This is a genomic window from Pseudomonas sp. Z3-6 (assembly GCF_051131985.1).
Lineage (GTDB): Bacteria > Pseudomonadota > Gammaproteobacteria > Pseudomonadales > Pseudomonadaceae > Aquipseudomonas > Aquipseudomonas zanjanensis.
In genome coordinates this window covers 3,041,826-3,067,282 of sequence record NZ_CP071644.1, presented here as the reverse complement: position 1 = coordinate 3,067,282, position 25,457 = coordinate 3,041,826, and the positions used below count along the sequence as shown (strand labels likewise).

At 62.1% G+C, this 25,457-nt stretch carries 21 protein-coding genes; 11 read left to right on the top strand and 10 right to left on the bottom strand.

What is annotated here, in order from left to right:
• Positions 1 to 74 precede the first annotated feature (74 nt).
• Positions 75 to 662, bottom strand: a complete 588-nt coding sequence (locus tag J3P88_RS13970; RefSeq protein WP_434575951.1) for a LysE family translocator — start codon at positions 660 to 662, stop codon at positions 75 to 77.
• A 173-nt stretch (positions 663 to 835) separates the two neighbouring features.
• Here J3P88_RS13970 and J3P88_RS13965 point away from each other — a divergent pair, with 173 nt between their 5' ends.
• Entirely contained in the window at positions 836 to 2,290 is a 1,455-nt protein-coding gene (locus J3P88_RS13965; RefSeq protein WP_434575949.1) for a TrkH family potassium uptake protein, read from the top strand.
• Positions 2,291 to 2,365: 75 nt separating this feature from the next.
• Here J3P88_RS13965 and J3P88_RS13960 read toward each other — a convergent pair whose 3' ends face one another.
• The gene (locus tag J3P88_RS13960) at positions 2,366 to 2,872 is read right to left on the bottom strand and encodes a hypothetical protein (RefSeq protein WP_434575947.1); all 507 of its coding nucleotides are present in this window, start codon (positions 2,870 to 2,872) and stop codon (positions 2,366 to 2,368) included.
• A 145-nt stretch (positions 2,873 to 3,017) separates the two neighbouring features.
• Here J3P88_RS13960 and J3P88_RS13955 point away from each other — a divergent pair, with 145 nt between their 5' ends.
• From J3P88_RS13955 to J3P88_RS13945, 3 genes are all read left to right on the top strand, one after another.
• Positions 3,018 to 4,100 (top strand): bifunctional transcriptional activator/DNA repair enzyme AdaA, encoded by a 1,083-nt coding sequence (locus J3P88_RS13955; protein WP_434575946.1) that lies wholly within the window; start codon positions 3,018 to 3,020, stop codon positions 4,098 to 4,100.
• Between the two features lie 23 nt (positions 4,101 to 4,123).
• Positions 4,124 to 4,738, top strand: coding sequence for a DNA-3-methyladenine glycosylase family protein (locus J3P88_RS13950; RefSeq protein ID WP_434575945.1), 615 nt, complete (start codon positions 4,124 to 4,126; stop codon positions 4,736 to 4,738).
• Positions 4,739 to 4,935: 197 nt separating this feature from the next.
• Positions 4,936 to 5,424 carry a GFA family protein gene (locus J3P88_RS13945; protein WP_434575943.1) on the top strand — a complete coding sequence of 163 codons (489 nt, stop codon included), beginning with the start codon at positions 4,936 to 4,938 and terminating at the stop codon, positions 5,422 to 5,424.
• 280 nt (positions 5,425 to 5,704) lie between these two features.
• Here J3P88_RS13945 and J3P88_RS13940 read toward each other — a convergent pair whose 3' ends face one another.
• Positions 5,705 to 6,310 (bottom strand): tRNA-(ms[2]io[6]A)-hydroxylase, encoded by a 606-nt coding sequence (locus tag J3P88_RS13940; RefSeq protein WP_434575941.1) that lies wholly within the window; start codon positions 6,308 to 6,310, stop codon positions 5,705 to 5,707.
• Between the two features lie 178 nt (positions 6,311 to 6,488).
• Here J3P88_RS13940 and J3P88_RS13935 point away from each other — a divergent pair, with 178 nt between their 5' ends.
• Positions 6,489 to 7,352, top strand: coding sequence for a universal stress protein (locus tag J3P88_RS13935; protein ID WP_434575940.1), 864 nt, complete (start codon positions 6,489 to 6,491; stop codon positions 7,350 to 7,352).
• A 217-nt stretch (positions 7,353 to 7,569) separates the two neighbouring features.
• Here J3P88_RS13935 and J3P88_RS13930 read toward each other — a convergent pair whose 3' ends face one another.
• Positions 7,570 to 8,040 carry a DUF1289 domain-containing protein gene (locus J3P88_RS13930; RefSeq protein WP_186704849.1) on the bottom strand — a complete coding sequence of 157 codons (471 nt, stop codon included), beginning with the start codon at positions 8,038 to 8,040 and terminating at the stop codon, positions 7,570 to 7,572.
• A 407-nt stretch (positions 8,041 to 8,447) separates the two neighbouring features.
• On the opposite strand from J3P88_RS13930, the gene acnB reads away from it, so the two are divergent.
• The gene (acnB, locus tag J3P88_RS13925) at positions 8,448 to 11,057 is read left to right on the top strand and encodes a bifunctional aconitate hydratase 2/2-methylisocitrate dehydratase (RefSeq protein ID WP_434576451.1); all 2,610 of its coding nucleotides are present in this window, start codon (positions 8,448 to 8,450) and stop codon (positions 11,055 to 11,057) included.
• 234 nt (positions 11,058 to 11,291) lie between these two features.
• On the top strand, positions 11,292 to 11,417 hold the full coding sequence (locus tag J3P88_RS13920) for a hypothetical protein (protein ID WP_434576669.1): 126 nt from the start codon (positions 11,292 to 11,294) through the stop codon (positions 11,415 to 11,417).
• A gap of 748 nt (positions 11,418 to 12,165) precedes the next feature.
• Here the strand turns inward: J3P88_RS13920 and J3P88_RS13915 are convergent.
• A complete protein-coding gene (locus tag J3P88_RS13915; RefSeq protein WP_434575938.1) occupies positions 12,166 to 13,446 on the bottom strand; it encodes a serine/threonine transporter in 1,281 nt (426 codons plus the stop codon).
• A gap of 409 nt (positions 13,447 to 13,855) precedes the next feature.
• Here J3P88_RS13915 and J3P88_RS13910 point away from each other — a divergent pair, with 409 nt between their 5' ends.
• A complete protein-coding gene (locus J3P88_RS13910; protein WP_186704847.1) occupies positions 13,856 to 14,809 on the top strand; it encodes a 2-hydroxyacid dehydrogenase in 954 nt (317 codons plus the stop codon).
• Here the strand turns inward: J3P88_RS13910 and tssA are convergent.
• Genes tssA through J3P88_RS13885 form a run of 5 tightly spaced genes read right to left on the bottom strand, consistent with a single transcriptional unit; the run spans position 14,806 to position 22,333 of the window.
• Positions 14,806 to 15,888, bottom strand: a complete 1,083-nt coding sequence (gene tssA, locus J3P88_RS13905; protein ID WP_434575935.1) for a type VI secretion system protein TssA — start codon at positions 15,886 to 15,888, stop codon at positions 14,806 to 14,808. The two genes, J3P88_RS13910 and tssA, sit on opposite strands and share 4 nt — an antisense overlap.
• The gene (locus J3P88_RS13900; protein WP_434575933.1) at positions 15,885 to 19,709 is read right to left on the bottom strand and encodes a type VI secretion system protein; all 3,825 of its coding nucleotides are present in this window, start codon (positions 19,707 to 19,709) and stop codon (positions 15,885 to 15,887) included. The genes tssA and J3P88_RS13900 overlap by 4 nt, the downstream gene beginning before the upstream one ends.
• A complete protein-coding gene (locus tag J3P88_RS13895; protein ID WP_186704844.1) occupies positions 19,706 to 20,467 on the bottom strand; it encodes a DotU family type IV/VI secretion system protein in 762 nt (253 codons plus the stop codon). Before J3P88_RS13895 ends, J3P88_RS13900 begins: the two co-directional genes overlap by 4 nt.
• Positions 20,468 to 20,484: 17 nt before the next feature.
• Positions 20,485 to 21,816, bottom strand: a complete 1,332-nt coding sequence (gene tssK / locus J3P88_RS13890) for a type VI secretion system baseplate subunit TssK (RefSeq protein ID WP_434575931.1) — start codon at positions 21,814 to 21,816, stop codon at positions 20,485 to 20,487.
• Positions 21,817 to 21,868: 52 nt separating this feature from the next.
• Positions 21,869 to 22,333 carry a type VI secretion protein gene (locus J3P88_RS13885; RefSeq protein ID WP_186704842.1) on the bottom strand — a complete coding sequence of 155 codons (465 nt, stop codon included), beginning with the start codon at positions 22,331 to 22,333 and terminating at the stop codon, positions 21,869 to 21,871.
• Positions 22,334 to 22,557: 224 nt separating this feature from the next.
• Here J3P88_RS13885 and tssB point away from each other — a divergent pair, with 224 nt between their 5' ends.
• The 3 genes from tssB to J3P88_RS13870 all read left to right on the top strand — a co-directional run bounded on the left by tssB (position 22,558) and on the right by J3P88_RS13870 (position 25,455).
• Positions 22,558 to 23,118 carry a type VI secretion system contractile sheath small subunit gene (gene tssB / locus J3P88_RS13880; RefSeq protein ID WP_207967163.1) on the top strand — a complete coding sequence of 187 codons (561 nt, stop codon included), beginning with the start codon at positions 22,558 to 22,560 and terminating at the stop codon, positions 23,116 to 23,118.
• A 30-nt stretch (positions 23,119 to 23,148) separates the two neighbouring features.
• The gene (gene tssC / locus J3P88_RS13875; protein WP_186704840.1) at positions 23,149 to 24,630 is read left to right on the top strand and encodes a type VI secretion system contractile sheath large subunit; all 1,482 of its coding nucleotides are present in this window, start codon (positions 23,149 to 23,151) and stop codon (positions 24,628 to 24,630) included.
• 327 nt (positions 24,631 to 24,957) lie between these two features.
• Positions 24,958 to 25,455, top strand: coding sequence for an Hcp family type VI secretion system effector (locus tag J3P88_RS13870; protein ID WP_186704839.1), 498 nt, complete (start codon positions 24,958 to 24,960; stop codon positions 25,453 to 25,455).
• Positions 25,456 to 25,457: the final 2 nt, after the last annotated feature.

The following is a 25,457-nucleotide window of genomic DNA, read 5'->3' as shown; positions in this document are numbered from 1 at the left end:
CCCACCTCTAAAGCGCGGATTGCAGCCACAACAGCACTTGCTTCTTAAAAACCAGGGTTGCCGCGCACTTCAGCTCACGGCAACAACAGATACACCGCACTCACCACCAACAACACCGCCATCGCCCGGTTGAACAGGCGCATGGTCGCCGGATTCCCCAGCCACGAGCGCAGGAAACTCCCCGCATAGGCCCAGCAGCCCACCGAGACGTAGCAGATCACCAGGTAGATCGCCGCAAACTGCCACACCAGCCGCACCTCGCCATCGGCGACGAACGCGCCCATTCCCGCCACACAGGCCAGCCAGGCCTTGGGGTTGAGCCACTGCATCAGCGCGCCGTAGAGCATCGACGGCGCACGCCCCTCGTCCCGCCCTCCCAGCTCGCCATTGTCCATCGCCAGTTTCCAGGCCATGAACAGCAGGAAGGCCACACCCGCCAGTTGCACCACGCGCGTAAGCCCCGGCCAACGCTGCAACACTTCATGCAACCCCAACCCCATCAAGACCAGCAGCAGGACAAACCCGAGGGTAGCGCCGGCCACGTGCCGCAACGTGGCCCGAAACCCGTAGCGGGCCCCGGAGCTGAGGGCGACGATATTGACCGGGCCCGGGGTAATGGAAGCCACCAGCGCAAAGGTCGCCATGGAAAATATCAAGCTCATCACATATCTTCTTCAGTTCAGGAACGAGTCCCAAAGGTAAAGGGGCCCGCTTCGGGGGTATTGAAGAAAACTGCCTTGTCATCGAGCGTCACGTCTATTTTTTTACGCAAACTTTACGCGGTAGCCGATTAACCAAATCGATACTGTGCGGCTCAATGGATCAGGCGTTTCTCATGTCGATTGCGGTTCTGCGTCTCATCGGTTTCATCCTCGGAATTTTCCTGATTACCCTGGCGATCAGCATGGCGATCCCGCTGTTCACGCTGATGTTTTACGAGCGCAACGATGACTTGTCGGCGTTTCTTTGGTCGAGCCTGATTACCTTCGTGTGTGGTATCGCCCTGGTCGCCCGTGGACGACCGGAACATGTCCACATGCGCCCCAGGGAAATGTACCTGTTGACCACCGCCAGTTGGGTGGTGGTCTGCGCCTTCGCCGCCCTGCCGATGGTATTCATCCAGCACATCAGTTACACCGATGCATTTTTCGAGACGATGTCGGGCATCACGACCACCGGCTCGACCATCCTCACCGGGTTGGATACCTCGTCTCCCGGCCTGTTGATCTGGCGCTCAATGCTGCATTGGCTCGGCGGCATCGGCTTTATCGGCATGGCCGTGGCAATCCTGCCGCTGCTGCGGGTCGGCGGCATGCGGCTGTTCCAGACCGAATCATCGGACTGGTCGGAAAAAGTCACGCCGCGCTCTCACGTCGCGGCCAACTACATTCTTTGGGTCTATGTCGGGTTGACCGCCTTCTCGACCCTGGCGCTGTGGCTGGCCGGGATGACCCCCTTCGAGGCGATCAACCATGCGATGTCCTTGATCTCCACTGGCGGTTTCTCTACATCCGACGCTTCCCTGGCGCACTGGACGCAACCGGCCATTCACTGGGTATCAGTCGTTGTCATGATGGCGGGATCGCTGCCCTTTACGCTGTATGTCGCGACACTGCGGGGCAACAGGCGCGCATTGCTCAAGGATCAGCAGGTTCGGGGCTTCATTGGATTTTTGGTTGTTACCTGGCTCGTGGTCGGTACCTGGCTGAGCCTGAACAGTGATCATGGTTGGTGGGACGCGGTTCGCATCGTGGCCGTCAATGTCACCTCTGTCGTCACCACCACAGGCGTGGCGTTGGGTGACTACACGCTGTGGGGCAGTTTCGCCCTGTTGCTGTTCTTCTACTTGACGTTCGTGGGTGGTTGCTCGGGGTCCACGGCCGGCGGGTTGAAAATCTTTCGTTTTCAAGTAGCCGGGGCACTGCTGATGGGCAGCCTGAAGCAATTGATCCACCCCCGGGCGGTGATCCGGAAAAAATACAACAACCATCCCATCGACGAAGAAATCGTCCGCTCGCTGCTGACCTTTTCGTTTTTCTTCACCATCACGATTGGCGCCATTGCCCTGGGCCTGGCGCTGATCGGCCTGGATTGGACAACCGCCCTGACCGGCGCCGCCACCGCGGTGTGCAACGTAGGCCCGGGCTTGGGCAACATCATCGGACCAGCCGGCAACTTCTCGACCCTGCCCGATGCAGCAAAATGGCTGTTGACCATCGGCATGCTGCTGGGGCGATTGGAGATCCTGACGGTGCTGGTGTTGTTCACCCCGGTGTTCTGGAAATATTGAACGCGATGGTCATGCGTAACTGACAGACGAAAAAAAGCCGCGACACCTTGCAGGTATCACGGCTTGTTCGGGCGATCAGCGATCGTTCTTGATCGAAGAGCTGGTCGCGTTGGTCAGGCCCTTGGTGTTGTGGGTGCCTGGCGTGGCGGTGGAAATCGCCGACGCCTTGGTCAGGCCGCGCGTATCACGGTCCTTGGCGATGGTCGACGTCAACGACGCCTTGCTGGTACGGTCGGTGCGGGTGGCACCGGTGTGCTTGCCGCTCACGCCATGGTCCCGGGTGCGGGTACGAGTGCCGGTGTGGTCGCTGGCCAATCCTTTGCCGAGGCCGCGGGCGTCGCCCGACTTGTCATGGCCCTGGCCACCGCCAATACCAGCACCGTGGCCACCGCCATTACCACCACCGTTTCCTCCGCCGTGACCGCCACCACCGCCATTGCCGCCGCCACCGCCACCGCCGCCGCCATTGCCCGCGGCGTAGCTCGAACCGATCGGCGACAGGTCGGCAGGCAACAAGGCCGAGGCACCGAACGCCAAGGCACAGACAGCAACGGCAATCAGGGATTTCTTATGTTTGGGCATGATGTCTCCGAAAGACAAAAACAGCGGGTGAACCTTTAAGACTCGAAGGTTCAATTTTTGTTCGCGACCACCCGACAAACAACCGGAAAATTCACTGTCGATTTTTCGGTGGAGTCGTTCCGGACACGGTTCTATGCTCTGCTCCATGAACCTACACGACTCGCTGCTCCCGCCCCATGCCGAGATGGTCCGCGCCATGCTCGAACGAGACACCGCCTACGAGGGGGTGTTCTTCACTGCGGTCAAGACCACCGGCATCTTCTGTCGCCCCAGTTGCACGGCGCGCAAGCCGAAACCGGAAAACGTGGAGTTCTACGCCCACGCCGACGAAGCGATGTCGGCCGGCTACCGCGCCTGCCTGCGCTGCAAGCCGCTGGACGCTGCGGCCATTGCGCCGGACTGGATCCAAGCCCTGCTCAAGGCGGTGGACGCCGAACCCGACCTGCGCTGGACCGACGCCTTGCTGCTGGAACAAGGCATCGAACCGCTGAAATTGCGCCGCTGGTTCAAACAACATTTCGGCATGACTTTTCACGCCTACCTGCGCACCCGTCGCCTGGGCATTGCCTTGGGCGGTATCAAGGACGGCACTTCCATCGACAATGCCGCGTTCGATTCCGGCTATGAATCGTTGAGCGGGTTTCGCGACGCCTTCGTCAAATCCTTCCACATCACGCCGGGCCGCGCGGCCCTCAGCGAACCCTTGTTGTTCACCCGCCTGACCACGCCATTGGGGCCGATGCTGGCCATGGCCGAACGACGGGGCCTGGTGCTGCTGGAGTTCCTCGACCGTCCGGCCCTGACCAAGGAACTGGAAGAACTGCAGCAACGCTACGGCTACACGGTCGCGCCAGGGCACAACACTCACCTGCAACAGATCGAAACCGAACTGGCCGAGTATTTCGCCGGCAAACTCACGACGTTCACCGTCCTGCTGCACATGCCCGGCAGTGCATTCGCCATACGAGTCTGGACTGAACTGCAAAAAATTCCCTACGGCGAAACCCGCAGCTACGGCGGCATCGCCACGGCCCTGGGCAGCCCGGGTGCCAGCCGCGCCGTGGGCTTGGCCAACGGGCAGAATCGCCTGGCCATCGTCATTCCCTGCCACCGGGTGATCGGTGCGGATGGCTCGTTGACCGGCTATGGTGGCGGCCAGCCGCGCAAGGCGTTTCTGCTGCGGCTGGAAAAAGCCGCGGTGCAGGTTTCGCTGCCCCTGGCGTTTTGAGCGCTCCGGAGAATGAATACCTGATGCCTGCGCCCTACCACGACGCCAGCGCCTTCCTGGCCAATCTCGACGAAGTCTGGCGACGGCACGTCGAGACGATCGGTCCTTGCCTGCTGCAACCCAAGCCGGCCCGGGATCCCTATGAAGCCTTGGTCCGGGCGATTGCCTACCAGCAACTGCACGCCAAGGCAGGCGATGCGATCCTGGGTCGACTGCTGGCGTTGTTCCCGGCGCAGACCTTCCCCTCCCCCACGCAGATCCTGGCGACAGACGTTGCGCAACTGCGCAGTTGTGGGTTTTCCGCCAGCAAGATCGCAACCATCCAGGGTATCGCCCAAGCAGCCCTGGATGGGGTGGTACCGGATTACGCCACGGCGCGGGCAATGGAAGACGAAGGGTTGATCGAACGCCTGGTCAGCCTGCGCGGCGTCGGGCGCTGGACCGTGGAAATGCTGCTGATCTACAGCCTGGAGCGGCCCGACATCCTGCCGGCCGATGACTTTGGCGTGCGCGAAGGGTATCGACGGCTCAAGGGGTTGGCGCAACAGCCCAGCCGCAAGCAGATGATCGAGATAGGCCTGGCCTGGCGCCCTTACCGGACGGCGGCCGCGTGGTATTTGTGGCGGGTGCCAAAGTGATGTTGGCTGTACCGACGCCTTCGCGAGCAAGCCCGCTCCCACATTGACCGAGAGCGGACAAAAATCTATGACCGACACAGATCCCCTGTGGGAGCGGGCTTGCTCGCGAAGGCGGTCGCATGGCCCCCTCAATTCAACTGTCAAGACACAAACCGTCTAGGCTGTACTGAGCCATTTCCAATCCACTGGAGGTTCCCATGCAGCTAGAAGGATCCTGCCACTGCGGCGCCGTGTCGTTCAGCCTGGCCTGTGCCCACCCCTACCCATACCAACGTTGCTACTGCTCGATCTGCCGCAAGACCCAGGGCGGCGGCGGTTATGCGATCAACCTGGGGGGCGATGCCCAAAGCCTGAAGGTGCATGGTCGCAAGCACATCTCGATCTACCATGCACGGCTAAAGGACGACGGCGATAAGCGCGCCCACCGCAGCAGTGCCGAGCGGCATTTCTGTTCCCTGTGTGGATCGGGGCTGTGGCTGTTCAGCCCCGAATGGCCGGAGCTGGTGCACCCGTTCGCTTCAGCCATCGACACGCCGCTGCCGGTACCGCCGGAGCATACCCACTTGATGCTCGGGTCCAGGGCACCGTGGGTGGAGGTCGAGGTGCATAAGGGCGACCAGCAGTTCGAGGTCTACCCCGAAGAGTCCATTGCCCAATGGCATGAACGCCTGGGTTTGACTGGTTGAGAGGCAGCGCTGCAGAAGGCCTCATCGTCGGAACGCCGCCCGGAGCAAGCTCGCTCCCACTGGATTTGGGAAACCCACCCCCTGTGGGAGCGGGCTTGCTCGCGATGGCGGTGGGTCAGCCAGCATTCATTCAACTGACCTGACGCATTCGCGAGCAAGCCCCCTCCCACACTGTTCTGTGGCGTTGCAAATATATTGGTGCCTTACCCAAATTCCCCTGTGGGAGCGAGCTTGCTCCGGGCGGCGTTCCGACGATGGGGTCAGTAGAAACACCTGCGCATTAAAGCGCAGGCACACCACTGTGGAAGCGAAATTCCACATCCGGCGATTCGATCAGTTCCCGCTCGGCCTCACGGACCTTGTCGATCACCTGGGCAATGTCCTTGGCATCGCCATACTGGTAAGCCAGTTTCAGGTACCCCTGGAAATGCCGCGCTTCGCTTTTCAGCAAACCGAAGTAGAACTTGCCCAACTCCTCGTCCAGGTGCGGCACCAGGGCCTCGAAACGCTCGCAACTGCGGGCTTCGATGAAGGCGCCGACGACGAGGGTGTCTACCAGCTTGACCGGCTCGTGGCTGCGTACCACCTTGCGCAGCCCCGAGGCATAACGGCCGGCGGAGAGCTGGCGCAAGCCGATCTTGCGCTTTTTCATCAGGCGCATGACTTGCTCGTGGTGCACCAGCTCTTCCCGGGCCAGGCGCGACATCAGGTTGATCAGGTCGACGTGGGAATGGTATTTGGCGATCAGGCTAAGGGCGGTGCTGGCCGCCTTGAATTCGCAGTTCTTGTGGTCGATCAGCAACGTTTCCTGGTCGGCCAGCGCGGCCTGGACCCAGGCATCGGGGGTGCGGCAACCAAGGAATTCGTGGATTTCGGGAAGATTCATGGGGCTCACGGGCAAAGGTAGTCGAGCGAAGGGCGCCGATTATACCGGCCTGCCCCCAGACCACCAGCCACCACCGTTGATATGCATCAAGTCGACGGCACACCCACAACCACTAGACTGCCCCACAAGAACTATAGTTGAGCAACGCCAGCCTTTTCATTTCAGGAGAACGCCGATCATGCAAGCCATTCGCAGCATCCTGGTGGTCATCGAACCCGAACATGCGGAAAGCCTGGCGCTCAAGCGCGCCAAACTGATCGCCGGGGTGACTCAGGCCCACCTGCACTTGTTGGTGTGCGACAGAAAACATGACCATGCCGGCCTGCTCAGCGTGCTCAAGAGCGCATTGCTGGCCGACGGCTACAGCGTCACCACCGAGCAAGCCTGGAACGAAAGCCTCTACGAAACCATTATCGACGTGCAACAGGCTGAAGGTTGCGGGTTGGTGATCAAACAGCATTTCCCCGACAGCCCATTGAAAAAGGCCCTGCTGACCCCGGCGGACTGGAAACTGCTACGCCATTGCCCGACCCCGGTGCTGCTGGTGAAAACCGCCGGTTCCTGGAAAGACAAGGTGATCCTCGCCGCCGTCGATGTGGGCAATGCCGACGGCGAGCATCGCCACCTGCATTCCACCATCATCGACCATGGCTACGACATCGCCCTCCTCGCCAAGGCGCACCTGCATGTGATCAGCGCCCACCCCTCGCCGATGCTCTCGTCCGCTGACCCGACGTTCCAGCTCAAGGAAACCATCGAGGCCCGCTACCGCGAGCAATGCCGGGCGTTCCAGGCCGAGTTCGACATCGACGACCAGCACCTGCACATCGAAGAAGGCCCGGCGGACGTCTTGATTCCATACATGGCGCGCAAGCTGCAGGCGGCGGTGACGGTCATCGGCACCGTGGCCCGTTCGGGGTTGTCCGGGGTGCTGATCGGCAACACCGCCGAGGCTGTGCTCGACACGCTGGAAAGCGATGTGCTGGTGCTCAAGCCCCAGGAGGTGGAGGATCATCTGGTGGAGTTGGCGGTCAAGGAATGACATGAACGCTGTGGCTGATCCAGCCTGCTTTTGTGGCGAGGGAGCTTGCTCCCGCTCGGCTGCGCAGCAGACGCCTGGATTTGTCATGGCCAGGAAATTTTCCAGGTCAAGAGCGAGGGCCGCTTCGCCCGAGGCGTCGGACCGTCCCAGCGGGAGCAAGCTCCCTCGCCACAAAAGCGCCCTGGCACAAAAGCTCCTATGCACAAATGGCTGGTGGTCAGCCGCCAATCGCATCCTTCAGGAACCCCGGCGCGATGTAACGCTGGTAATGGGCTTCGGACAGAAGGAAAAACTCCCGATCAATGGCATCGCGCAGGTCCGGCAGTTCCCAATCGCGAAATTCCGGCATCAACACCATGCCGTAGGCTTCCAGGTTATTGATCACCCGCGCGCCCCGGGCGATCAACTGATAGGCCCAGCAGTATTGCGACTGGTGCGGCACGAAGCGGATCTTGCGTGATTCCAGTTGCTGGCGCAGCAATCCGGGGTCGAAAACCTCCAACTTGGCCACCATCACCTGCACCAACAGCTGTTCGAGCCGCATCCACACCGCGCGTTTTTCCTCCTCGTTGTAGCCGTTCCAGTGGATCACTTCATGGTGGAACCGCTTGCAGCCACGGCACACCAGGTCACCGTAGACAGTGGAGCAAAGGCCGACGCAAGGGGTCTTGATGAGCTGGTTGGGCATAAGGAAACGCACACGCAAAAACAGGACAGGCCGGCATGTTAGCCCTTTGTCTAAGATTGATCACCCCTCAAACTTCCCGGCCCAACTTACCTTTAATTTTTTTTTCCCGTAGAATCAGCCAGCCTTTTAAGGCGCCAATGTCCGTTAGAAGCTGTTTTCAAAGCGTCACGAGCACAGTCGTTCCTTCAGAGCGGTGTTGGCGAAGGGTCTTTCCAGCGGGGAAAGCCCAACGCCAACCCTCATCAGCTCCCGTTCTGCAGGCGTAAAACTTTGAAAGCAGCTTCTGTGAGGAACTCCGGCAACTCTGGCGTGGAGGCCCAAAAAGCCCCCTGACGCGCATGAGTGCCGTGAGTTTCTGGATGAGCGTCCCGGACACCCATTTGGGACCACTGATGAGGGTAATAACTGTGCTTGAAGCCTACCGCAAACATATCGAAGAGCGTGCAACCCTGGGTATCGTTCCCCAGCCGCTTAACGCCGAACAAACCGCAGGCCTGATCGAGCTGCTGAAAAATCCTCCGGCTGGCGAAGAAGCTTTCCTCGTTGACCTGATCACCAATCGCGTTCCGCCTGGAGTCGACGAAGCCGCCTACGTCAAGGCCGGTTTCCTGTCCGCCCTGGCCAAGGGCCAGGCCCAATCCCCCCTGCTGGACAAGAAGCGTGCCGTTGAACTGCTCGGCACCATGCAGGGCGGCTACAACATCGTGACCCTGGTGGAGCTGCTGGACGACGCCGAGCTGGCGCCAGTCGCCGCCGAAGAACTCAAGCACACCCTGCTGATGTTCGATGCCTTCCACGACGTGGCTGAAAAAGCCAAGAACGGTAACGTCCACGCCAAGGCCGTGCTGCAATCCTGGGCTGACGGCGAGTGGTTCAAGAAGCGCCCGGTGCTGGCCGACAAGATCAGCCTGCGCGTGTTCAAGGTCACCGGCGAAACCAACACCGACGACCTGTCCCCTGCCCCGGACGCCTGGTCCCGCCCGGACATCCCGCTGCACGCCCTGGCCATGCTGAAAATGGCCCGTGACGGCATCGTTCCGGACGAGCAAGGCAAGACCGGCCCGATGAAGCAGATCGAAGAAATGCGCGGCCAAGGCTTCCCGATCGCCTACGTCGGCGACGTGGTCGGTACCGGCTCCTCGCGTAAATCGGCCACCAACTCGGTGCTGTGGTTCTTCGGTGACGACATTCCTTACGTGCCGAACAAGCGTGCTGGCGGTTTCTGCTTCGGCAGCAAGATCGCTCCGATCTTCTACAACACCATGGAAGATGCCGGCGCACTGCCTATCGAGTTCGACGTGTCGAACATGAACATGGGCGACGTGATCGACCTGTACCCACATGCCGGCAAGGTCTGCAAGCACGGTACCGACGAAGTCATCACCACCTTCGAAATGAAGACCCCGGTGCTGTTGGATGAAGTCCGCGCTGGCGGCCGTATTCCGCTGATCATTGGCCGTGGCCTGACCGAGAAGGCTCGCGCAGAGCTGGGCCTGCCAGCGTTCGACCTGTTCAAGAAGCCTGAAGCACCGGCTGAAAGCACCAAGGGTTTCACCCTGGCGCAGAAGATGGTCGGCAAGGCCTGCGGCCTGGCAGAAGGCCAAGGCGTACGCCCTGGTACCTACTGCGAACCGAAAATGACCACCGTGGGTTCCCAGGACACCACCGGTCCAATGACCCGTGACGAACTGAAAGACCTGGCGTGCCTGGGCTTCTCGGCTGACCTGGTGATGCAGTCCTTCTGCCACACCGCGGCCTATCCGAAGCCGATCGACGTGACCACCCACCACACCCTGCCTGACTTCATCATGACCCGCGGCGGCGTTTCCCTGCGTCCGGGCGACGGCATCATCCACTCGTGGCTGAACCGCATGCTGCTGCCAGACACCGTGGGTACCGGCGGTGACTCCCACACCCGTTTCCCGATGGGCATCTCGTTCCCGGCCGGTTCCGGCCTGGTCGCGTTCGCCGCTGCCACCGGCGTCATGCCGTTGGACATGCCGGAATCGATCCTGGTGCGCTTCAAAGGCAAGATGAAACCTGGCATCACCCTGCGTGACCTGGTTCATGCCATTCCGTACTTCGCCATCCAGAACGGTCTGCTGACCGTCGAGAAGAAAGGCAAGAAAAACGCCTTCTCCGGCCGCATCCTGGAAATCGAAGGCCTGGAAGGCTTGACCCTGGAACAGGCTTTCGAACTGTCCGACGCCTCGGCCGAACGTTCGGCTGCCGGTTGCACCATCAAGCTGTCGAAAGAGTCGATCACCGAGTACCTGCAATCGAACATCACCCTGCTGCGCTGGATGATCGGCGAAGGCTACGGTGATGCACGTACCCTGGAACGTCGCGCCCAAGCGATGGAAGCCTGGATCGCCAACCCGCAACTGATGGAAGCCGATGCCGACGCCGAATACGCCGAAGTCATCGAAATCGACCTGGCCGACATCAGCGAGCCTGTGCTCTGCGCGCCGAACGATCCGGACGACGCCCGTCTGCTGTCCAGCGTTGCTGGCGAGAAGATCGACGAAGTGTTCATCGGTTCGTGCATGACCAACATCGGTCACTTCCGCGCTGCCGGTAAGCTGCTGGAGCAGGTCAAGGGCCAGCTGCCAACCCGTCTGTGGCTGTCGCCACCGACCAAGATGGACGCTCACCAGCTCACCGAAGAAGGCTACTACGGCATCTACGGCAAGGCCGGTGCACGGATGGAAATGCCAGGCTGCTCGCTGTGCATGGGTAACCAGGCACGCGTCGAGCCGAACTCCACCGTGGTGTCGACATCGACCCGTAACTTCCCGAACCGTCTGGGTGACGGCGCGAACGTCTACCTGGCTTCGGCCGAACTGGCGTCCGTTGCGTCGATCCTGGGTCGCCTGCCGACCGTCGAGGAGTACATGGAATACGCCGGCAAGATCGACAGCATGGCAGCGGACGTGTACCGCTACCTGAGCTTCGATCAGATCGCCGAGTTCCGTGAAGCGGCGGCAAACGCCAACATCCCGGTCGTTCAAGCCTAACGCTTAAAACGCCCTACGAAAAACGCCGCCCTTCTTGCGAGGGGCGGCGTTTTTTTATGGCTTGTCTATTTCAGGGGAAATGCCTTTTTTGGGGTGCATATCCTTTTCTGCGGTAACGGCTGCTGGCGGTTCCGCTCTTACAGCGGGTCGCTTTTGGAAGAGCCGGGAGCCGGACCAGCCAAAAGTAACCAAAAACGCTCTGCCCCACCACTCGGTGCCTCGCTTAGGCTCGGCATGCCCTCACTCCGGCATTGCTCCGTGGGCCGCCGCGAAGGGCCATCCATGGCCCAGCGCGGCTACCTCGGCATCCATGCCGAGGTGCCCACTATGCAATGCCTGCGTTCGGCCAGCGTGGTTTAACGGGGCGTCGAGATCAAGATCAAGATCCAAAGCAAGAGCAAGAGCAAGAGCGGGATACGTGCCAGCATCTATGTGTCTGAGCCTCCGCTATCGCGAGCAAGCTCCCACAATGAATCTTCAGCGGACACAAAATCCATGTACACCGCAAAAACCTGTGGGAGCGGGCTTGCTCGCGAAGAGGCCGGCACATTCAACATCACCGCAAACTGACCCACCGCCATCGCGAGCAGGCTCGCTCCCACAATGGTCCTGCGGTGAACACAAGACTCATGAACACCCAAGATCACCTGTGGGAGCGCTCGCGATGAGGCCAGCACATCCAACATTTTCGCCGACTGAGGCACCGCCTTCGCGAGCAAGCCCGCTCCCACAGGAGAAACGTGGTCCCACCAAGAACCAGGTCGGCTGTTAGGCCGCCTCGCGGTGGACGTTGATCTCGGCGCCCCGTTAAACCACGCTGGCCGAACGCAGGCATTGTGGAGTGGGCATCCCGGCATGGATGCCGGGATAGCCGCGCTGGGCCATGGATGGCCCTTCGCGGCGGGCCCACGGAGCAATGCCGGAGTGAGGGCATGCCGAGCCCTAGCGAGGCACCGAGTGGTGGGGCAGGAGCGTTTTGGTTACTTTTGACTGGGCCGGCTTCCGGGCTTTTCAAAAGTGACCCGCCGTCAGGGCGGAACCCTAAGCAGCCGTTACCGCAGCAACGGATATACACACCAACCTCAAAAATCCCCCCCACAAGAAACGCCTACGCCAAGAGGGAGTAAACCAACGCTGTAATCGCCACCAAACCCACCAACGTAACGAAGACATTCGAAGCCTGACCGCGATAGCGGGCCATGGCCGGGACTTTGCGGATGGCATACATCGGCATCAGGAACAGGATGGCCGCGATAACCGGGCCGCCCAGGGTTTCGATCATGCCCAGGATGCTCGGGTTGAGGGTGGCGACGATCCAGCACACCACCAGCATGAACGCTGCGGTGAGGCGGTCCAGGGTCTTGGGCGCCGGGCGGCGGCCGCTCTTGACGATCAGGCCCTTGAGGCCTTCGCTGGCGCCGATGTAGTGCCCCAGGAACGATTTGGAGATAGCAACAAACGCAATCAGCGGCGCGGCAAAGGCGATGGTCGGGTTGCTGAAGTGGTTGGCCAGGTACGACAGGATCGACAGGTTCTGCGCCTTGGCCTCGGCCAGTTGCGCCGGGGTCAGGGTCAGCACGCAGCTGAACACGAAGAACAACACCATCACCACCATCAGCACATGGGCGCGCGACAGGATCTGCGAACTGCGCTCCTCGGCGTTATCGCCATAGCGACGTTTCTGGTCCACCGCAAACGCCGAGATGATCGGCGAATGGTTGAACGAGAACACCATCACCGGGATTGCCAGCCACAAGGTATGCAACAACGCCGACGGTGCAGGCGGCGTCAACGCCGTGGTCAGGATGCCGCCGTTCCAGTGGGGAATCAGGAACACCGCAAGAAATAGTAGCGCCACGATGAACGGATAGACCATCAGGCTCATGGCCTTGACGATCGCCTGCTCGCCGCAGCGGACCACCGCCAGCAGGCCCAGGATCAGCACCAGGGACAGCACGACCCGAGGAGGCGGCTGGATGTGCAACTGATGCTCCAGGAAACTGCCCACCGTGTTGGTCAGCGCCACGCTGTAGATCAGCAGGATCGGGAAAATGGCAAAGAAGTATAAAAGCGTGATCAGCGCGCCGGCCTTGAGACCGAAATGCTCCTCAACCACCTCAGTGATGTCCGCGCCATCACGACCGGACAACACGAAACGGGTCAGGCCCCGGTGGGCATAAAACGTCATGGGGAACGCCAGCAACGCCAGGATCAGCAGCGGCCAAAAACCGCCCAGGCCCGCGTTGATCGGTAAGAACAGAGTGCCTGCACCGATGGCGGTGCCAAACAGACCCAACATCCAGGTGGTGTCCTGGCGACTCCATTGGCTGAGGGTGGCTGGGACTGTCGTTTCAAAGCGCTCTTCGACGCTATTGGCCTGATCATTCATCCGGTCGGATCTCCGCTTTCCGGTCACATGCACCCGGCCAGGACGAGTCGGAAAACCCCGACAGGCAGCGCCCTGGCCGAAACAGGGGCGCGATTGTCCGGGATTAGCGAGCAGAAGCAAAGACTTAGCTGAGGAGCGGTTATGCGGATCAGATGGCTGTCATAAAAATGGTCCCCGTATTTCCCTGTCTTCCTGTCTTCCTGTCTTCCCTGCGGGAGCGAGCCTGCTCGCGATAGCGGAGGATCCGCCGACATTCATGCTGGATGTGCCATCGCCTCGCGAGCAAGCTTTGCTCCCACAGACAAGAGGATCCAAAAATGAATCCAAAAAGCCCAGGCTCCCCCTGCCCCCGACTCCTACAATCAGGTTGAATACCTGATGTTCGACAAAGCGCCCACAGGAGCCCAGCATGACCGCAACCGTTCTGGTACTGGTTGAAACCGTCAATGAATACCTGCCGATTCTCGAACGGCAGGGTTACCACTTGGAATTGGCGCCCACGCCGGCCGAACGCAAGACCGCGATCTTCGAACACGGTGAACGCTTCAGCGCAGTGCTGACCCGTGGCCCCCTGGGTTTGACGGCGGAAGAAATCGCCGCCCTGCCCAACCTGCAGATCATCTGCGTGATCGGCGCCGGCTACGAGCAGGTAGACCTGCAGGCCGCACGCAACCGGGGCCTCGTGGTGACCAACGGCGCCGGGGTCAACGCGTCGTCGGTGGCCGACCATGCCATGGCGCTGCTGCTGGCGCTGGTGCGTGACATTCCCCGGGCCGACGCGAGTGTGCGCCGGGGCGAGTGGGCCAAGGTCATGCGCCCCTCCCTGGCCGGCAAGCGCCTGGGTGTGCTGGGCCTGGGCGCGGTGGGCATGGCGATCGCCAAGCGGGCCGCCCTCGGCTTCGACATGAACGTCAGCTACCACAATCGGCGGATGCGCAACGACGTGCCGTACACCTTCTGCGCCACGCCCACGGAACTGGCCCGGGTCTCGGACTTTCTGATCGTCGCCACGCCCGGCGGCCTGGACACCCGGCAATTGATCAACAAACAGGCCCTTGATGCCCTGGGCCCCCATGGTTTCCTGGTGAACATCGCTCGCGCCAGCGTGGTCGCCACCACCGACCTGATCCACGCCCTGGAACATCGACGGATCGCCGGAGCCGCCCTGGACGTGTTCGACCACGAGCCCGAAGTGCCAGACGCGCTGAAACACCTGCCCAACGTCGTGCTTACTCCCCATGTGGCTGGCCTGTCGCCGGAAGCGACGCGGGGCACGGTGGAGCTGGTGGGCCAGAACCTGAACGCATTCTTTTCCGGCAAACCGGTGCTGACGCCGGTGCCGCTACCCGACCCGCAGCCTTAAAGCACCCCTAGCAGGGTCCACAACCGCCGGGACTCGGCATCGGCACTGATCAGTTCACCCAGTAGCTCGCTCAGCGGCTTGTTGCCCCACTCCACCCCGCGCCGGATCAGGTAGGGCACCGGGCTGTGGGGCTCGGTGCGGGCCAGGTAACCGGCGATCACCAGCAACTGTCGATAGGCCTCTTCACGATTGGCCGGTTCCTGGAAAACCTGGGCCACTGCCGCCGGTGGCTGGGATGTCGGTGTCGTAGCCGCTGGGGCCGTTTGCACCGGCACGACGGTGGGTTGCTGTGGGTGCATCGCGATGAACTCCTCTACCAATGTCAGCAACGCCTGCATCACGTCCTGCAAGGATTTGTAACCCGGCGCCAGGTTGCCCAGATAAGCGTCGCTCCAGGCTTCGAGCCGTTGCAGGTGCTGCAGGCTCAACATCAGGCTGCCCTGGCGATGCAACCAGAACGACAAGGGTGTGCCGCGAATCAGTTCGCTGAGTTTCTTGTGATCGTTGCGCGCCGCTTCCGCCGAGGCCTTGGCGTTCTTGCTGTCGTTGACCAATACCTGCTGGCGCTGCAAGCGTTGCCAGTCGTCCAGGCAGAAACTGGCGAACGTCGGGTCCCGGCCATCGAGCAATGGCACCCGCGTCAGTAGCACTTCGCTGTAGCGACGGGCCAGCCACTCCAGCGGAATCACCCGCCACGACTGGTCGCCTTCGTCAGCTTGGGGGTGCAACTGCTCCGGATAGCGCTCGCACAGCCCCGCCACCAGCGCCAGGCTGCCCGGCAATCCCTCCAGCCCGGCCATGTGCAGCCAGGCCTCCCCCAGCCAGGCGCTGATCATCAGGTCCTTGCTGCGCTCCAGCAACAGCGTGGTCGCGAGCCGCTCCAGGTCCGGCCACAGGGCTCGCTTGATCGAAGACTGCCACACGCCGGTGGGCAGGCTGGTGTCGTCCTCCCGACGCAACTCGCGCAACTGATCGTATTCCGGTTCGTAGCGCAGGTCCTGGCCACAGGGCGATTCGGCGCTGATCGGCTCAAGCAACTGAGTGACCCGTTCCGGCAAAGGCGATATCGGCAAGCTCACAGGCCCTCCTCACGGGTGGCGATGGCGGGGCTCGATGAGGTCGCCATGAAGGGTGAACGGGGGGCCCGCGTCGGCAGCGGCGGGATCGACAACGGCAGCTTGGAGCCCTGGCTCATCAACGACAGGCGCACGAACATCAGTGTCCGCTCCGCCGTGCGCGCCTGGGTCTGGGCGGTGACTGGCAATTGCAGGGCCAGGGGAAAATCGGTGTAGTCGACGTTCGGCTGGCGCTGGGCTGACGCCTGGTTGCGCATCAACCGCAGCAACGACCAAGGCCCTTGGTATTCCCAGCCCGCCTCCAGGTCGCGCACCACCAGGTTCGGTTGCAAGGGGTCGTTGGCCGGACGCTGGTAACCGTTACGGGCCCAGCGCAAGGTCAGGCTCACGGGCTGACCCACCATCCACCGCAGGTTCTGCTGGCCACCGCCGGGGTAGCGGATCTGCTGGTTGCCGGCGTTCAGGCCCCAGGCGATCACTTGGTCGGCGCCGCGCTCCTCATCACGATCGGTCCGCCAGCGCACGTCCATCTCCACGCCAAGAATGCCGCTCTTGTCCCGTACGAACAGCGGTCCGAGCCAAGTACCGGCCTGTTTCAAACGGTTGAGGAAATCCTCGGCCGCGAGCCGCTCCGGCGTCTGACTCAACGCCAACCCGGCCTGGGCCAGGGGCAGGCGTGAGTCGATCAACGCCAGCAAGTGTTGGACCCGCGCCGGGTCGGCATCGCTGGCCCGCACATCCTGGGCAAACGGAAAGCGCCCGGCCAGGTATTGATTGAAATAGTTGGCCAGGTCATTCCAGGCGGTCGCCGCCTGGTCCTGCTGCAAGTACAGGCAGCGCTGCAGGGCGCCCTGCTGCAAGGCAATCGTGCGCTGGGCCAGGTCACCGCGCCCGCTGGGCAGGCTGGCGGTCTGCAAGATCTGCGCGCAGGACGCGGTGTCCATGGCGATAAAGTCGCGGCTCACCAATTGCTCCAGCTGGGCCGCCGAGCTGGCCGGGTTCTGGTTCTTGTACTTGAGCAATTCGTCGTTGAGGGCCATGAAGCGCGCCACCTGGTCGTGCTCCAGGGCCGACAGGTTGTCCTGCTGGACGATCAGCCATTCCAGGGCCGGCATTCGCTGCTCGGCGGCCTGCAGCATCACGCCGAATTGCTGGCTCAGGCTCAGCTTCAAGTCTTGTGGATCGCTGGCACCGTAGAGCTGCAAGCCGAAGTTCTTCGAACCGTCCCAGCGTTGGATATCGGCCCGCTGGCTGAACAGCGGCTGGGCATCGATTTCGTCCAGGCCACTCTTGATCTGCGCCAAGGCCCGGCGATTGAGCAGACGCTGGAAGCGGATCGCCAGGTCGCCGCGGTGCACATCCATGAAGGCTTTTTGCAGTGCCACGGCCTGGGCCGTCTGCACATTGAAGCCCATGCCGGGCAATGACGCGTCGCTTTCGTCCAGGCTCAGCCACATGGCCCGTGCCGCGGCACCTTCGGCGGCCTGCATCAGCGCGTCACGGTAATCCGGCGGAATGCGCGGCAGCTCCTCACTGGCATAGCTCTTGTAGCTGGCGAAGTAGTTCAGGGCGACGCTGAAATCATCGCTGCCATCGCCCTGGCCCATCGCATCGGGGTTGCTGTCCGACGGATCCTTCTGCATCGCCAACGCCACGAAATCGCGCTTGAACAGTGCCTGCACCGCACCGTCCAGCGCCGTGACATGGTCTTGCAAGACCAACAGGCCGCTGCCCTGTTGCACCAACAGGTTGTCCCGGGAACCGGTCTGGACAATCCACTGATCACGAAAACTCTGCTGCAACTTCGCCGCCTGGCTCTCCAGGTCCTGTTCGATATCCGGCCCCAGCAAAGCGCTGTGGCTGACCTTGTCGAGCATCTGGCTGTAACCGGGCACCAGGTCCTGGCCCTTGCCTCGCCCCCAGGCGGAATTGGTCAAGCTGACCAACGTCTGTAAATCGTCGATCAGCGCCATCAGGTCTTCAAGCTCACTCAAGGAGTTGCCACTGCCGGCCTCCAGCCGTTGCAGGTGCAGCTTGAGGTAACCGGCCTGGCGCACGAAGTTGTCCGCCAGGAAGTAGTGGTCCAGCCAGCGCTGCATCAGGCCGGTGAAATTATCGGAGATCACTGGGCGAGCAGCGTTCAGATCCAGCCCTTTCAAGTCGCTGTTCTGGGCGTCGAACAGCACCCGGTTGTAGAAATGTGCGCGGCTCAAGGTGCCGGTATTGAGGCCCAGGGACAAGGCGGTGTTGCTCAGTTGCACCAGTTCGTCCAGAGGCGCCTTGGGATCGTTCACCACCTGGCTGAACAGTTGGTTGTGCTGTTCCAGGCGTACCGCCAGGTCCACCAGCGCCTTGGCTTTCACGTAGCTCTGCCATTGCGCCGGGTCTTCGCTCTCGACGTTGCCCCGCCGCTCGGTGTTACGGATGGACTTGAGTTGTTCCAGGTCTGAGTTGAGCAGGTCCCGCAGCGGCAATATCCAATGATGCCGGGCGGTCAGGCGCAAGCCATTCTCCAGTTGCGTGTCCACGGAAGAGAACCACGAAGTCGGAAAGACCACCGAGACGAAGCGCCAGCGCGGGGCTTTTTCCAACACGTTCCAATAGTTCTGCACGTTGTGCCGGGTCGGCTCCAGTTGCGGCTCGTCAGCGTCAACCACGAGGTGGTTCTTATGGGCGCTGAGGATCAACCGCGACAGCCCCTCGGCTTCCTCCACTGAATCGTGCCAGACCCAGACCATGCTCCCCAGCCATACCAGCCCTACCACCATTGCCACCACCGCGACCCACCGATGCCCGCGTTGGCGCAAGCGCAACAGCCGTGGCACCGGCTGGGCCAGGCCCCGTTCGGCCACCAATCGCCGCGACCACAACTGCCGGGCGAACACGGTTTGCCGCTGGGCGTTGTCAGAGGCGGTGAACCCGTCGCTGCTGAGGGAAGGTGCCTGGCTGGCGGTGAAATACACCCCACGAAAACGCGGCGCCTCGCCTTGGGCATTGCCCTGGAATACCGGCTCCAGCAGGATCTGCAAAGCCCGCCGCAAGCCTTCGAAACGCTCCGGCAAGCCATAAAGATCGGTACTCAGTTGCCCCGACAGCGCACCGATCTCGATGATCGACTGCGACAGCGCGGCGTTGACCTGGTCCAGGGCCTGGTCACTCCACTGCGACTGCCACGCCGCGTCCGGCAAATACGGCGACGACCAGCCCAGCATCGACTCGCGCGCCTCGGCGGGCAGCGCGCTGACCAGTTCCTGGAACCCGGGCAGTTCTTCCATCCCGGTGATCACGACATACACTGGCAGGCTGAGGCCGAAGCGTTGCAACAGGTCGATGAAACAGCGCCGGACCTTGAGGCTCAGCTCGGTGGTGTGTTCGATGTCATCGAGGGTGCTGAACGGCACGGTCCAGATCACCGCATCCAATGGCCGCTTGCTGCGCAAGCGCAACATCAGCCCGAGCAGGCGCCACCAATTGCCCCGTTGCCGGTTCATGCCCTCATCGGGCAGAAACAGCGCCTGGGGCACCACCAAGGCCGCGCCGTCGGCATCGCAAAACCAGCGCCCGAACCAGGCCGCCTTCTCGGTCGGTTGCAAGCGCCACTGGGCGCATAACTGGGCACCGTCGGTCTCGTTGCCGAGCATCATCAGCCACGGCATCTGATAGCGGTCGCGAGTGCCCTGCTCCTGCTCCATGTGGCGCACCGCCCCATAGAAACTGCGGATCGCCGCCCCGCCCTGGGTCCGCAGCCACCAGACCAGGGCCGCAATCAACAGCATCACGACAACGGCGAGCAACACCAGGGCAACGAGACTGAACAGGCTCATGAGTCCTGCTCCTGGACCACCGACTCGCCCAGTTGCAGCACGGGTTCGAGCTCCAGGCGAATGTCACGCCAGAACACCTGCCCCAGGCCGGTGAGCAACAACACCATCGCCAGGATCGCCAACCCCAGCCGCAAGCCGTCCGGCAACGACTGCTGCACCGGCATCCGCACCGGCGGCACCGCCGAAGACAGCGCCAGGCGCTGGCTGACATCGACATAATCGGCCTCGTGTTGCCAGGCGAAGGTGAACAGCGCCCCGCGCCATTTGGCCTGCTGAAGCTGGCCGGGTTCGCCACGCAATCGCCCCTGGAACCCGAGGATCAGGCATTGCAGGTAGACATTCGCCAGGTCCCGGGTGCCGGGCATCTGCTCATCCAGCAATTTCTTGATCGCCGCCGGCAAGCGCTCGCCGGCCTGGCGACTGGCGTACATGCGCGATTCGAGGGGGTGCTGCTGCCAAGCCAATTGCCCAGGCCAGGGGCTGAACAGCAGGGTTTCGTCCACCAACGCCACGAAGGCATAGACCAGCGCCTTGACCTGCTCGGTGGCCGCATCGCCGACAGTGGCGAACGCTACCCGCCACAGACGCTGGGCACTGCGCCCGGAAAACTCCACCACCCGATTGACCAACACCGCAGGGTCGCTGTCCTTGGGCAAGTCCTGCCATTCCTGGGACCACTTCAGCCAGGCCTGGCGAAAAGCGCTGCTCAGCGGCGCCTCATGCAGACTCCGAACCGCCCCGCCACTTCCGTCTGGCATACGACTCCCCTCTGCGATCAGGCACTTTCACCGGCTTGCGCCACGAACAACACCACCTGCCACGGGCTGCTGGCCTGGGCCGATGCCGGGGCCACAATGTGCAGCGGCAATTGCCCGTCGAACCATTGCCCGCTGGCGGCCACCACGAACAGACGGGTGTCGTCGCCGACGCTGTAGGCCACCTGTTCGTTGCGGCTCATGGCCTGGTGGGGCAAACCGCTCATGCGTTGCCGGCTCAGCAGCGGGACGTGCCGTGCCGACGCGATGATCGCCCCGCGCAACCAGTCGGCCGCCGCTTGCTCGCTGGCGCCGTTGGGCATGCGCAGGCCGATCACCAAGCGTTGATCCGGTTGGTCGTCCGGCAATTGGATCGAGAAGACCTGCTCGTTGCGCTCGAAGGCCAGGCTGCGATAGCCGGCGCGGACCAGCTCCAGGGTGGTTTCCAGCCAGTCGAGCAGCGGCTCGTAACCACGCTGCAACTCGAGAAAATCCAGCGGCGCGAAGGCCGGGACGCCTGCCAGCGGATCGAGGGCCGACCAGCTCCCGGCCAGCCCCAGCAGCAGCCCGTAGAGTGCCTGGGGCGTCGCCACCCGGGTGGTCAACGCCCCTTCGACTTCCGGCAAGCGCGCCCACAAGGCGGTCAATTGCCGGCGGATTTCCATGGCGTCGTCCTGGTTGCCAGCCGCCTGGGCCTGGCGCAAGCGACCGGCGAGGAACATGCATTTTTCCCGAGCCCTGGCGCACACCCCGGCGACCCGCCGACCGAGGACCGACTCCGGCAACAGGACCGGCGTCGGCGGCGTGTACGGCACGCGCCAGAAACCGCCGCCCTCCTTGCGGATGCGCAGCAGCGGCAGGCAGATCGAATCGGCCTTGCTCAGTTGCGTGCACAGCCTCGGGTTCGGTCGCCAGACGGTGATTGACTCGGGAAATTCGCCGCTCGTGAGGTCTGGCAGCGCTTCGCCGACCACCGATTGCATGCGCCCCTTGAGCGGCAGCAGTTGGCCGGCGCGCCACAACGGGCTGACAGCCAGGTAAACGGTCACGGTGGCGTCGTCGGTCTTATCGATGGCCTCGCTGATATCCAGCTCCAAGGTCGGCCCGACGCCCGCCTGCAGATTGACCGGCAAACCGTCCGGCAAGGTGCCTTGCAATTGCAGCAGTCGAACCTGGCCGGCGCTGAGGGCCGACGGGTCGACTTCCAACTGGCTGACGCCCCAGAACCAAGGGTTGCAAGCCCCGGCGAAATGCGCAGCCAAGGCCTCGGCGCGCAACCCCTGCAATTGAAAATGCTGGGGCAGCAATTGCATGCCCTCATGCCAGCACACCGCGTCAGGTACCAGACTCATACGACTCCCTTCGACATTCCAATGTCGCCGCGCAAGGCGGCCCGCGGTTCACTCAAGGCTGGCTGTCATCGCGCTGGCCATCGTTGACCAGGGTCATCTCGCGACTGTCGAACTTCAGCCAGGCCTTGCGCTGATCGTCCAGCCGAAGCCGGTGGGCTCCGGGAGTGTTATAGCTGGCGAAGACCAAAAGTCCAGCGGCGCGCCGGCCCTCCAACGGGAAGGGTTGACGGTCGATGAACTGCCCCGGAACCAACTCCAGCCCCCACACCGACATGAGTTGACGATAGTCGCGCTGGAACTGTTCGCGCTCGGCGAACCATTGGCTGGCGGTGATGCCCGACAGCTGCTTGAGCAGGTCCGGGTCGTTCACCGCGATGAAATCCACCGCGATCGGCGTGTCGTCGTTGGCGCCGGAAGCGACGTCCAGGGTCAAGCTGTCGAGGTCGACACTGGGGGCGAAGAGCGAGCAACCGGAGAGTGCCAGGCTCAAAAAAAATCCATAAAAAAACCCACGCAAAATGAATCTTCCTTTTCTCAGCGGTCAAAAATTGTTTTTGCTTGCTTTTTTATAGACCTGTTCTAGCGTCTTGGATAGTTCGACCCACACGGTTGAATGGACCAGGTTCGTCAAGGGAATGACAGGTTTTCTGCCGCCCATTTGCAACCTGCGGATCAGCAAGGGAATGCGATGAGCGGGACTCCCGATGCATTGCTCCCACACATGCATCGGAGTCGGCCGCCATGGCAGAAAGTACCCAGCACAAGCTCGACAGAGTCCGCCCTCCCCGCGTCCAGATCACCTACGACGTGGAAATTGGCAACGCCATCGAGAAAAAAGAATTGCCACTGGTCGTCGGCATTCTGGCCGACCTCTCGGGCAAGCCGTTGGACCCGCTGCCCAAGCTCAACGAGCGGCGTTTCACGGAAATCGATCGGGACAATTTCAACGAGGTGCTCGCCTCCATCTCCCCCCGCGCCACGCTGCAGGTGAACAACACCCTCAGCGGCGACGACAGCAAGCTCAACATCGAGCTCAACTTCCGTCACATCGACGACTTCGACCCGGTCAAGGTCGTGGAGCAGGTCACGCCGTTGCGCCGTTTGTTCGAAGCGCGCCAACGCCTGCGGGACTTGCTGACCAAGCTCGACGGCAACGACGACCTGGACAAATTGCTGCGTGACGTGATCGCCAACACCGAAGGCCTGCAGGAGATCAAATCGGCCCGGCCCCAGGACACGACGCCAGAGCTGCCGACCGTCGCCGCCAACGATGACCCTGCCCCGGCCGAGCCACAGGCCTGATCGCGCGCCTCATTCAAGGGAGATAAAGCCATGCCTGCTTCATCCAGCGCTCAAACCAGCGAGAGCACGACCCAGACCCTGTCCCTGCTGGACAAGATCATCGCCGAAGGCCGCATGGCCCACGACGACAGCCAGCAAGACTACGCCCGCGACATGCTGGCCGAATTCGCCACCCAGGTCCTCGACGAAGGCATGGCCATCGACAAGGACACCGTGGCGATGATCAACGACCGCATCAGCCAGATCGACCAGTTGATCAGCGCCCAGCTCAACGAAGTGCTGCACCACCCCGAACTGCAGAAACTCGAAGCCTCCTGGCGCGGCCTGCACCTGCTGGTGCAGAACACCGAAACCAGCACCCGGCTGAAATTGCGCCTGCTCAACGTCACCCAGAAAGAACTGCAGAACGACCTGGAAAAAGCCGTCGAATTCGACCAGAGCGCGCTGTTCAAGAAAATCTACGAAGAAGAATACGGCACCTTCGGCGGCCACCCGTTCAGCCTGCTGGTGGGTGACTACACCTTTGGCCGGCATCCGCAGGACATCGGCCTGCTGGAAAAACTCTCGAACGTCGCCGCCGCCGCGCACGCCCCGTTCATTGCCGCCGCCAGTCCGCGGTTGTTCGACATGACCAGCTTCACCGAACTGGCGATCCCACGGGACCTGTCGAAGATCTTCGAGAGCCAGGAACTGATCAAGTGGCGCGCCTTCCGCGAAAGCGAAGACTCGCGCTACGTGTCCCTGGTGCTGCCGCACTTCCTGCTGCGCCTGCCCTACGGCCCGGACACCTTGCCGGTGGAAGGCATCAACTACGTCGAAGACGTCAACGGCACCGACCACAGCAAATACTTGTGGGGCAACGCCGCCTGGACGCTGGCGCAACGCATCACCGAAGCCTTCGCCAAATATGGCTGGTGCGCGGCGATTCGCGGGGCCGAGGGCGGGGGCGCAGTCGAAGGCTTGCCGGCCCATACCTTCCGCACCAGTTCCGGCGACCTGTCGCTCAAATGCCCGACCGAAGTGGCGATCACCGACCGCCGTGAAAAAGAACTCAATGACCTGGGATTCATCTCCCTGTGCCACAAGAAAAACAGCGACGTGGCGGTGTTCTTTGGCGGCCAGACCACCAACAAGGCCAAGGTCTACAACACCAACGAGGCCAACGCCAACGCGCGGATCTCGGCGATGTTGCCGTATGTGCTCGCGGCTTCGCGTTTCGCCCATTACCTGAAGGTGATCATGCGCGACAAGGTCGGCAGCTTCATGACCCGCGACAACGTACAGACCTACCTCAACAACTGGATCGCCGACTACGTGCTGATCAACGACAACGCGCCGCAAGAGATCAAGGCGCAGTATCCGTTGCGCGAAGCCCGGGTGGACGTCACCGAGGTGGCCGGCAAGCCTGGCGCCTACAAGGCCACGGTGTTCCTGCGGCCGCACTTCCAATTGGAGGAGTTGACCGCCTCGATCCGTTTGGTGGCGACGTTGCCACCACCGGTAGCTGCCTGACCACGGCGTGACTGTATGGCTGTGTGACTGTGTGGCTATGTGGTTGGAGAGCTTTTTGTGGCGAGGGAGCTTGCTCCCGCTGGACCGGTCCGACGCTTCGGGCGCAGCAGTCCCAAAAAACAGGGCCGCTTCGCGCCCCAGCGGGAGCAAGCTCCCTCGCCACAAAAGCTCCATTGCCACAAAAAGCGCTCCAGCCACAAAAGCTCCATTGCCACAAAAAGCGCTCCGGCCACAAAAAGCTTTCTAGCCACAGCAAGCGCATTGGCCACAGGTTAATTCATCGGTATCGGGCACTGCCTCATTCGTCTTCTTCAGGAGTTCCACACAATGGATGCAATCATTCTCGACCTCGGCGGCGACATCAAGGGCGACAGCCTGCTGGAGGGTTTCACGGACAAGATCGAGGTCATGTCCTACAGCCATAACGTGGCCATGCAGGTCACCAACGACGTCAGCAACTCGGAGCGCACCTCCGGCCGGCCCCACATCGGCGAATTCACCCTGACCAAATTCATCGACAGCTCCACCCCGTCGCTCAACGAATATTGCTGCGCCGGCAAGCCCATCCCGCAAGCCGTCGTCACCATCGGCCGCAACGCCGCCGAAGGCAGCGGCCAGATCATGCCCTTCATCGTCTATACCCTGACCAATGTCGTGCTGTCCAACGTCAGTGTCAGCGGCGGCACCGGCGGTAAACCCGTGGAAACCCTGTCGCTGAATTTCACCAAGATCAAATGGGAGCTCACCGCACAGAAAGACGACGGCACCAAGGAAGGCACGGCCGGCACGACCTGGGACTTGGCCGCCAACAAAATGACCAAGTAAGG

Coding starts and splice junctions, on each gene's coding strand:
- J3P88_RS13900 (WP_434575933.1), bottom strand. CDS start 19,709: ATGAGCCTGTTCAGTCTCGTTGCCCTGGTGTTGCTCGCCGTTGTCGTG.
- J3P88_RS13870 (WP_186704839.1), top strand. CDS start 24,958: ATGGATGCAATCATTCTCGACCTCGGCGGCGACATCAAGGGCGACAGC.
- J3P88_RS13955 (WP_434575946.1), top strand. CDS start 3,018: ATGAACCTACACGACTCGCTGCTCCCGCCCCATGCCGAGATGGTCCGC.
- J3P88_RS13920 (WP_434576669.1), top strand. CDS start 11,292: ATGCCCTCACTCCGGCATTGCTCCGTGGGCCGCCGCGAAGGGCCATCC.
- J3P88_RS13915 (WP_434575938.1), bottom strand. CDS start 13,446: ATGAATGATCAGGCCAATAGCGTCGAAGAGCGCTTTGAAACGACAGTC.
- J3P88_RS13910 (WP_186704847.1), top strand. CDS start 13,856: ATGACCGCAACCGTTCTGGTACTGGTTGAAACCGTCAATGAATACCTG.
- J3P88_RS13970 (WP_434575951.1), bottom strand. CDS start 662: ATGAGCTTGATATTTTCCATGGCGACCTTTGCGCTGGTGGCTTCCATT.
- tssC (WP_186704840.1), top strand. CDS start 23,149: ATGCCTGCTTCATCCAGCGCTCAAACCAGCGAGAGCACGACCCAGACC.
- J3P88_RS13895 (WP_186704844.1), bottom strand. CDS start 20,467: ATGCCAGACGGAAGTGGCGGGGCGGTTCGGAGTCTGCATGAGGCGCCG.
- J3P88_RS13945 (WP_434575943.1), top strand. CDS start 4,936: ATGCAGCTAGAAGGATCCTGCCACTGCGGCGCCGTGTCGTTCAGCCTG.
- J3P88_RS13935 (WP_434575940.1), top strand. CDS start 6,489: ATGCAAGCCATTCGCAGCATCCTGGTGGTCATCGAACCCGAACATGCG.
- J3P88_RS13965 (WP_434575949.1), top strand. CDS start 836: ATGTCGATTGCGGTTCTGCGTCTCATCGGTTTCATCCTCGGAATTTTC.
- J3P88_RS13930 (WP_186704849.1), bottom strand. CDS start 8,040: ATGCCCAACCAGCTCATCAAGACCCCTTGCGTCGGCCTTTGCTCCACT.
- J3P88_RS13940 (WP_434575941.1), bottom strand. CDS start 6,310: ATGAATCTTCCCGAAATCCACGAATTCCTTGGTTGCCGCACCCCCGAT.
- J3P88_RS13960 (WP_434575947.1), bottom strand. CDS start 2,872: ATGCCCAAACATAAGAAATCCCTGATTGCCGTTGCTGTCTGTGCCTTG.
- tssB (WP_207967163.1), top strand. CDS start 22,558: ATGGCAGAAAGTACCCAGCACAAGCTCGACAGAGTCCGCCCTCCCCGC.
- tssK (WP_434575931.1), bottom strand. CDS start 21,816: ATGAGTCTGGTACCTGACGCGGTGTGCTGGCATGAGGGCATGCAATTG.
- J3P88_RS13950 (WP_434575945.1), top strand. CDS start 4,124: ATGCCTGCGCCCTACCACGACGCCAGCGCCTTCCTGGCCAATCTCGAC.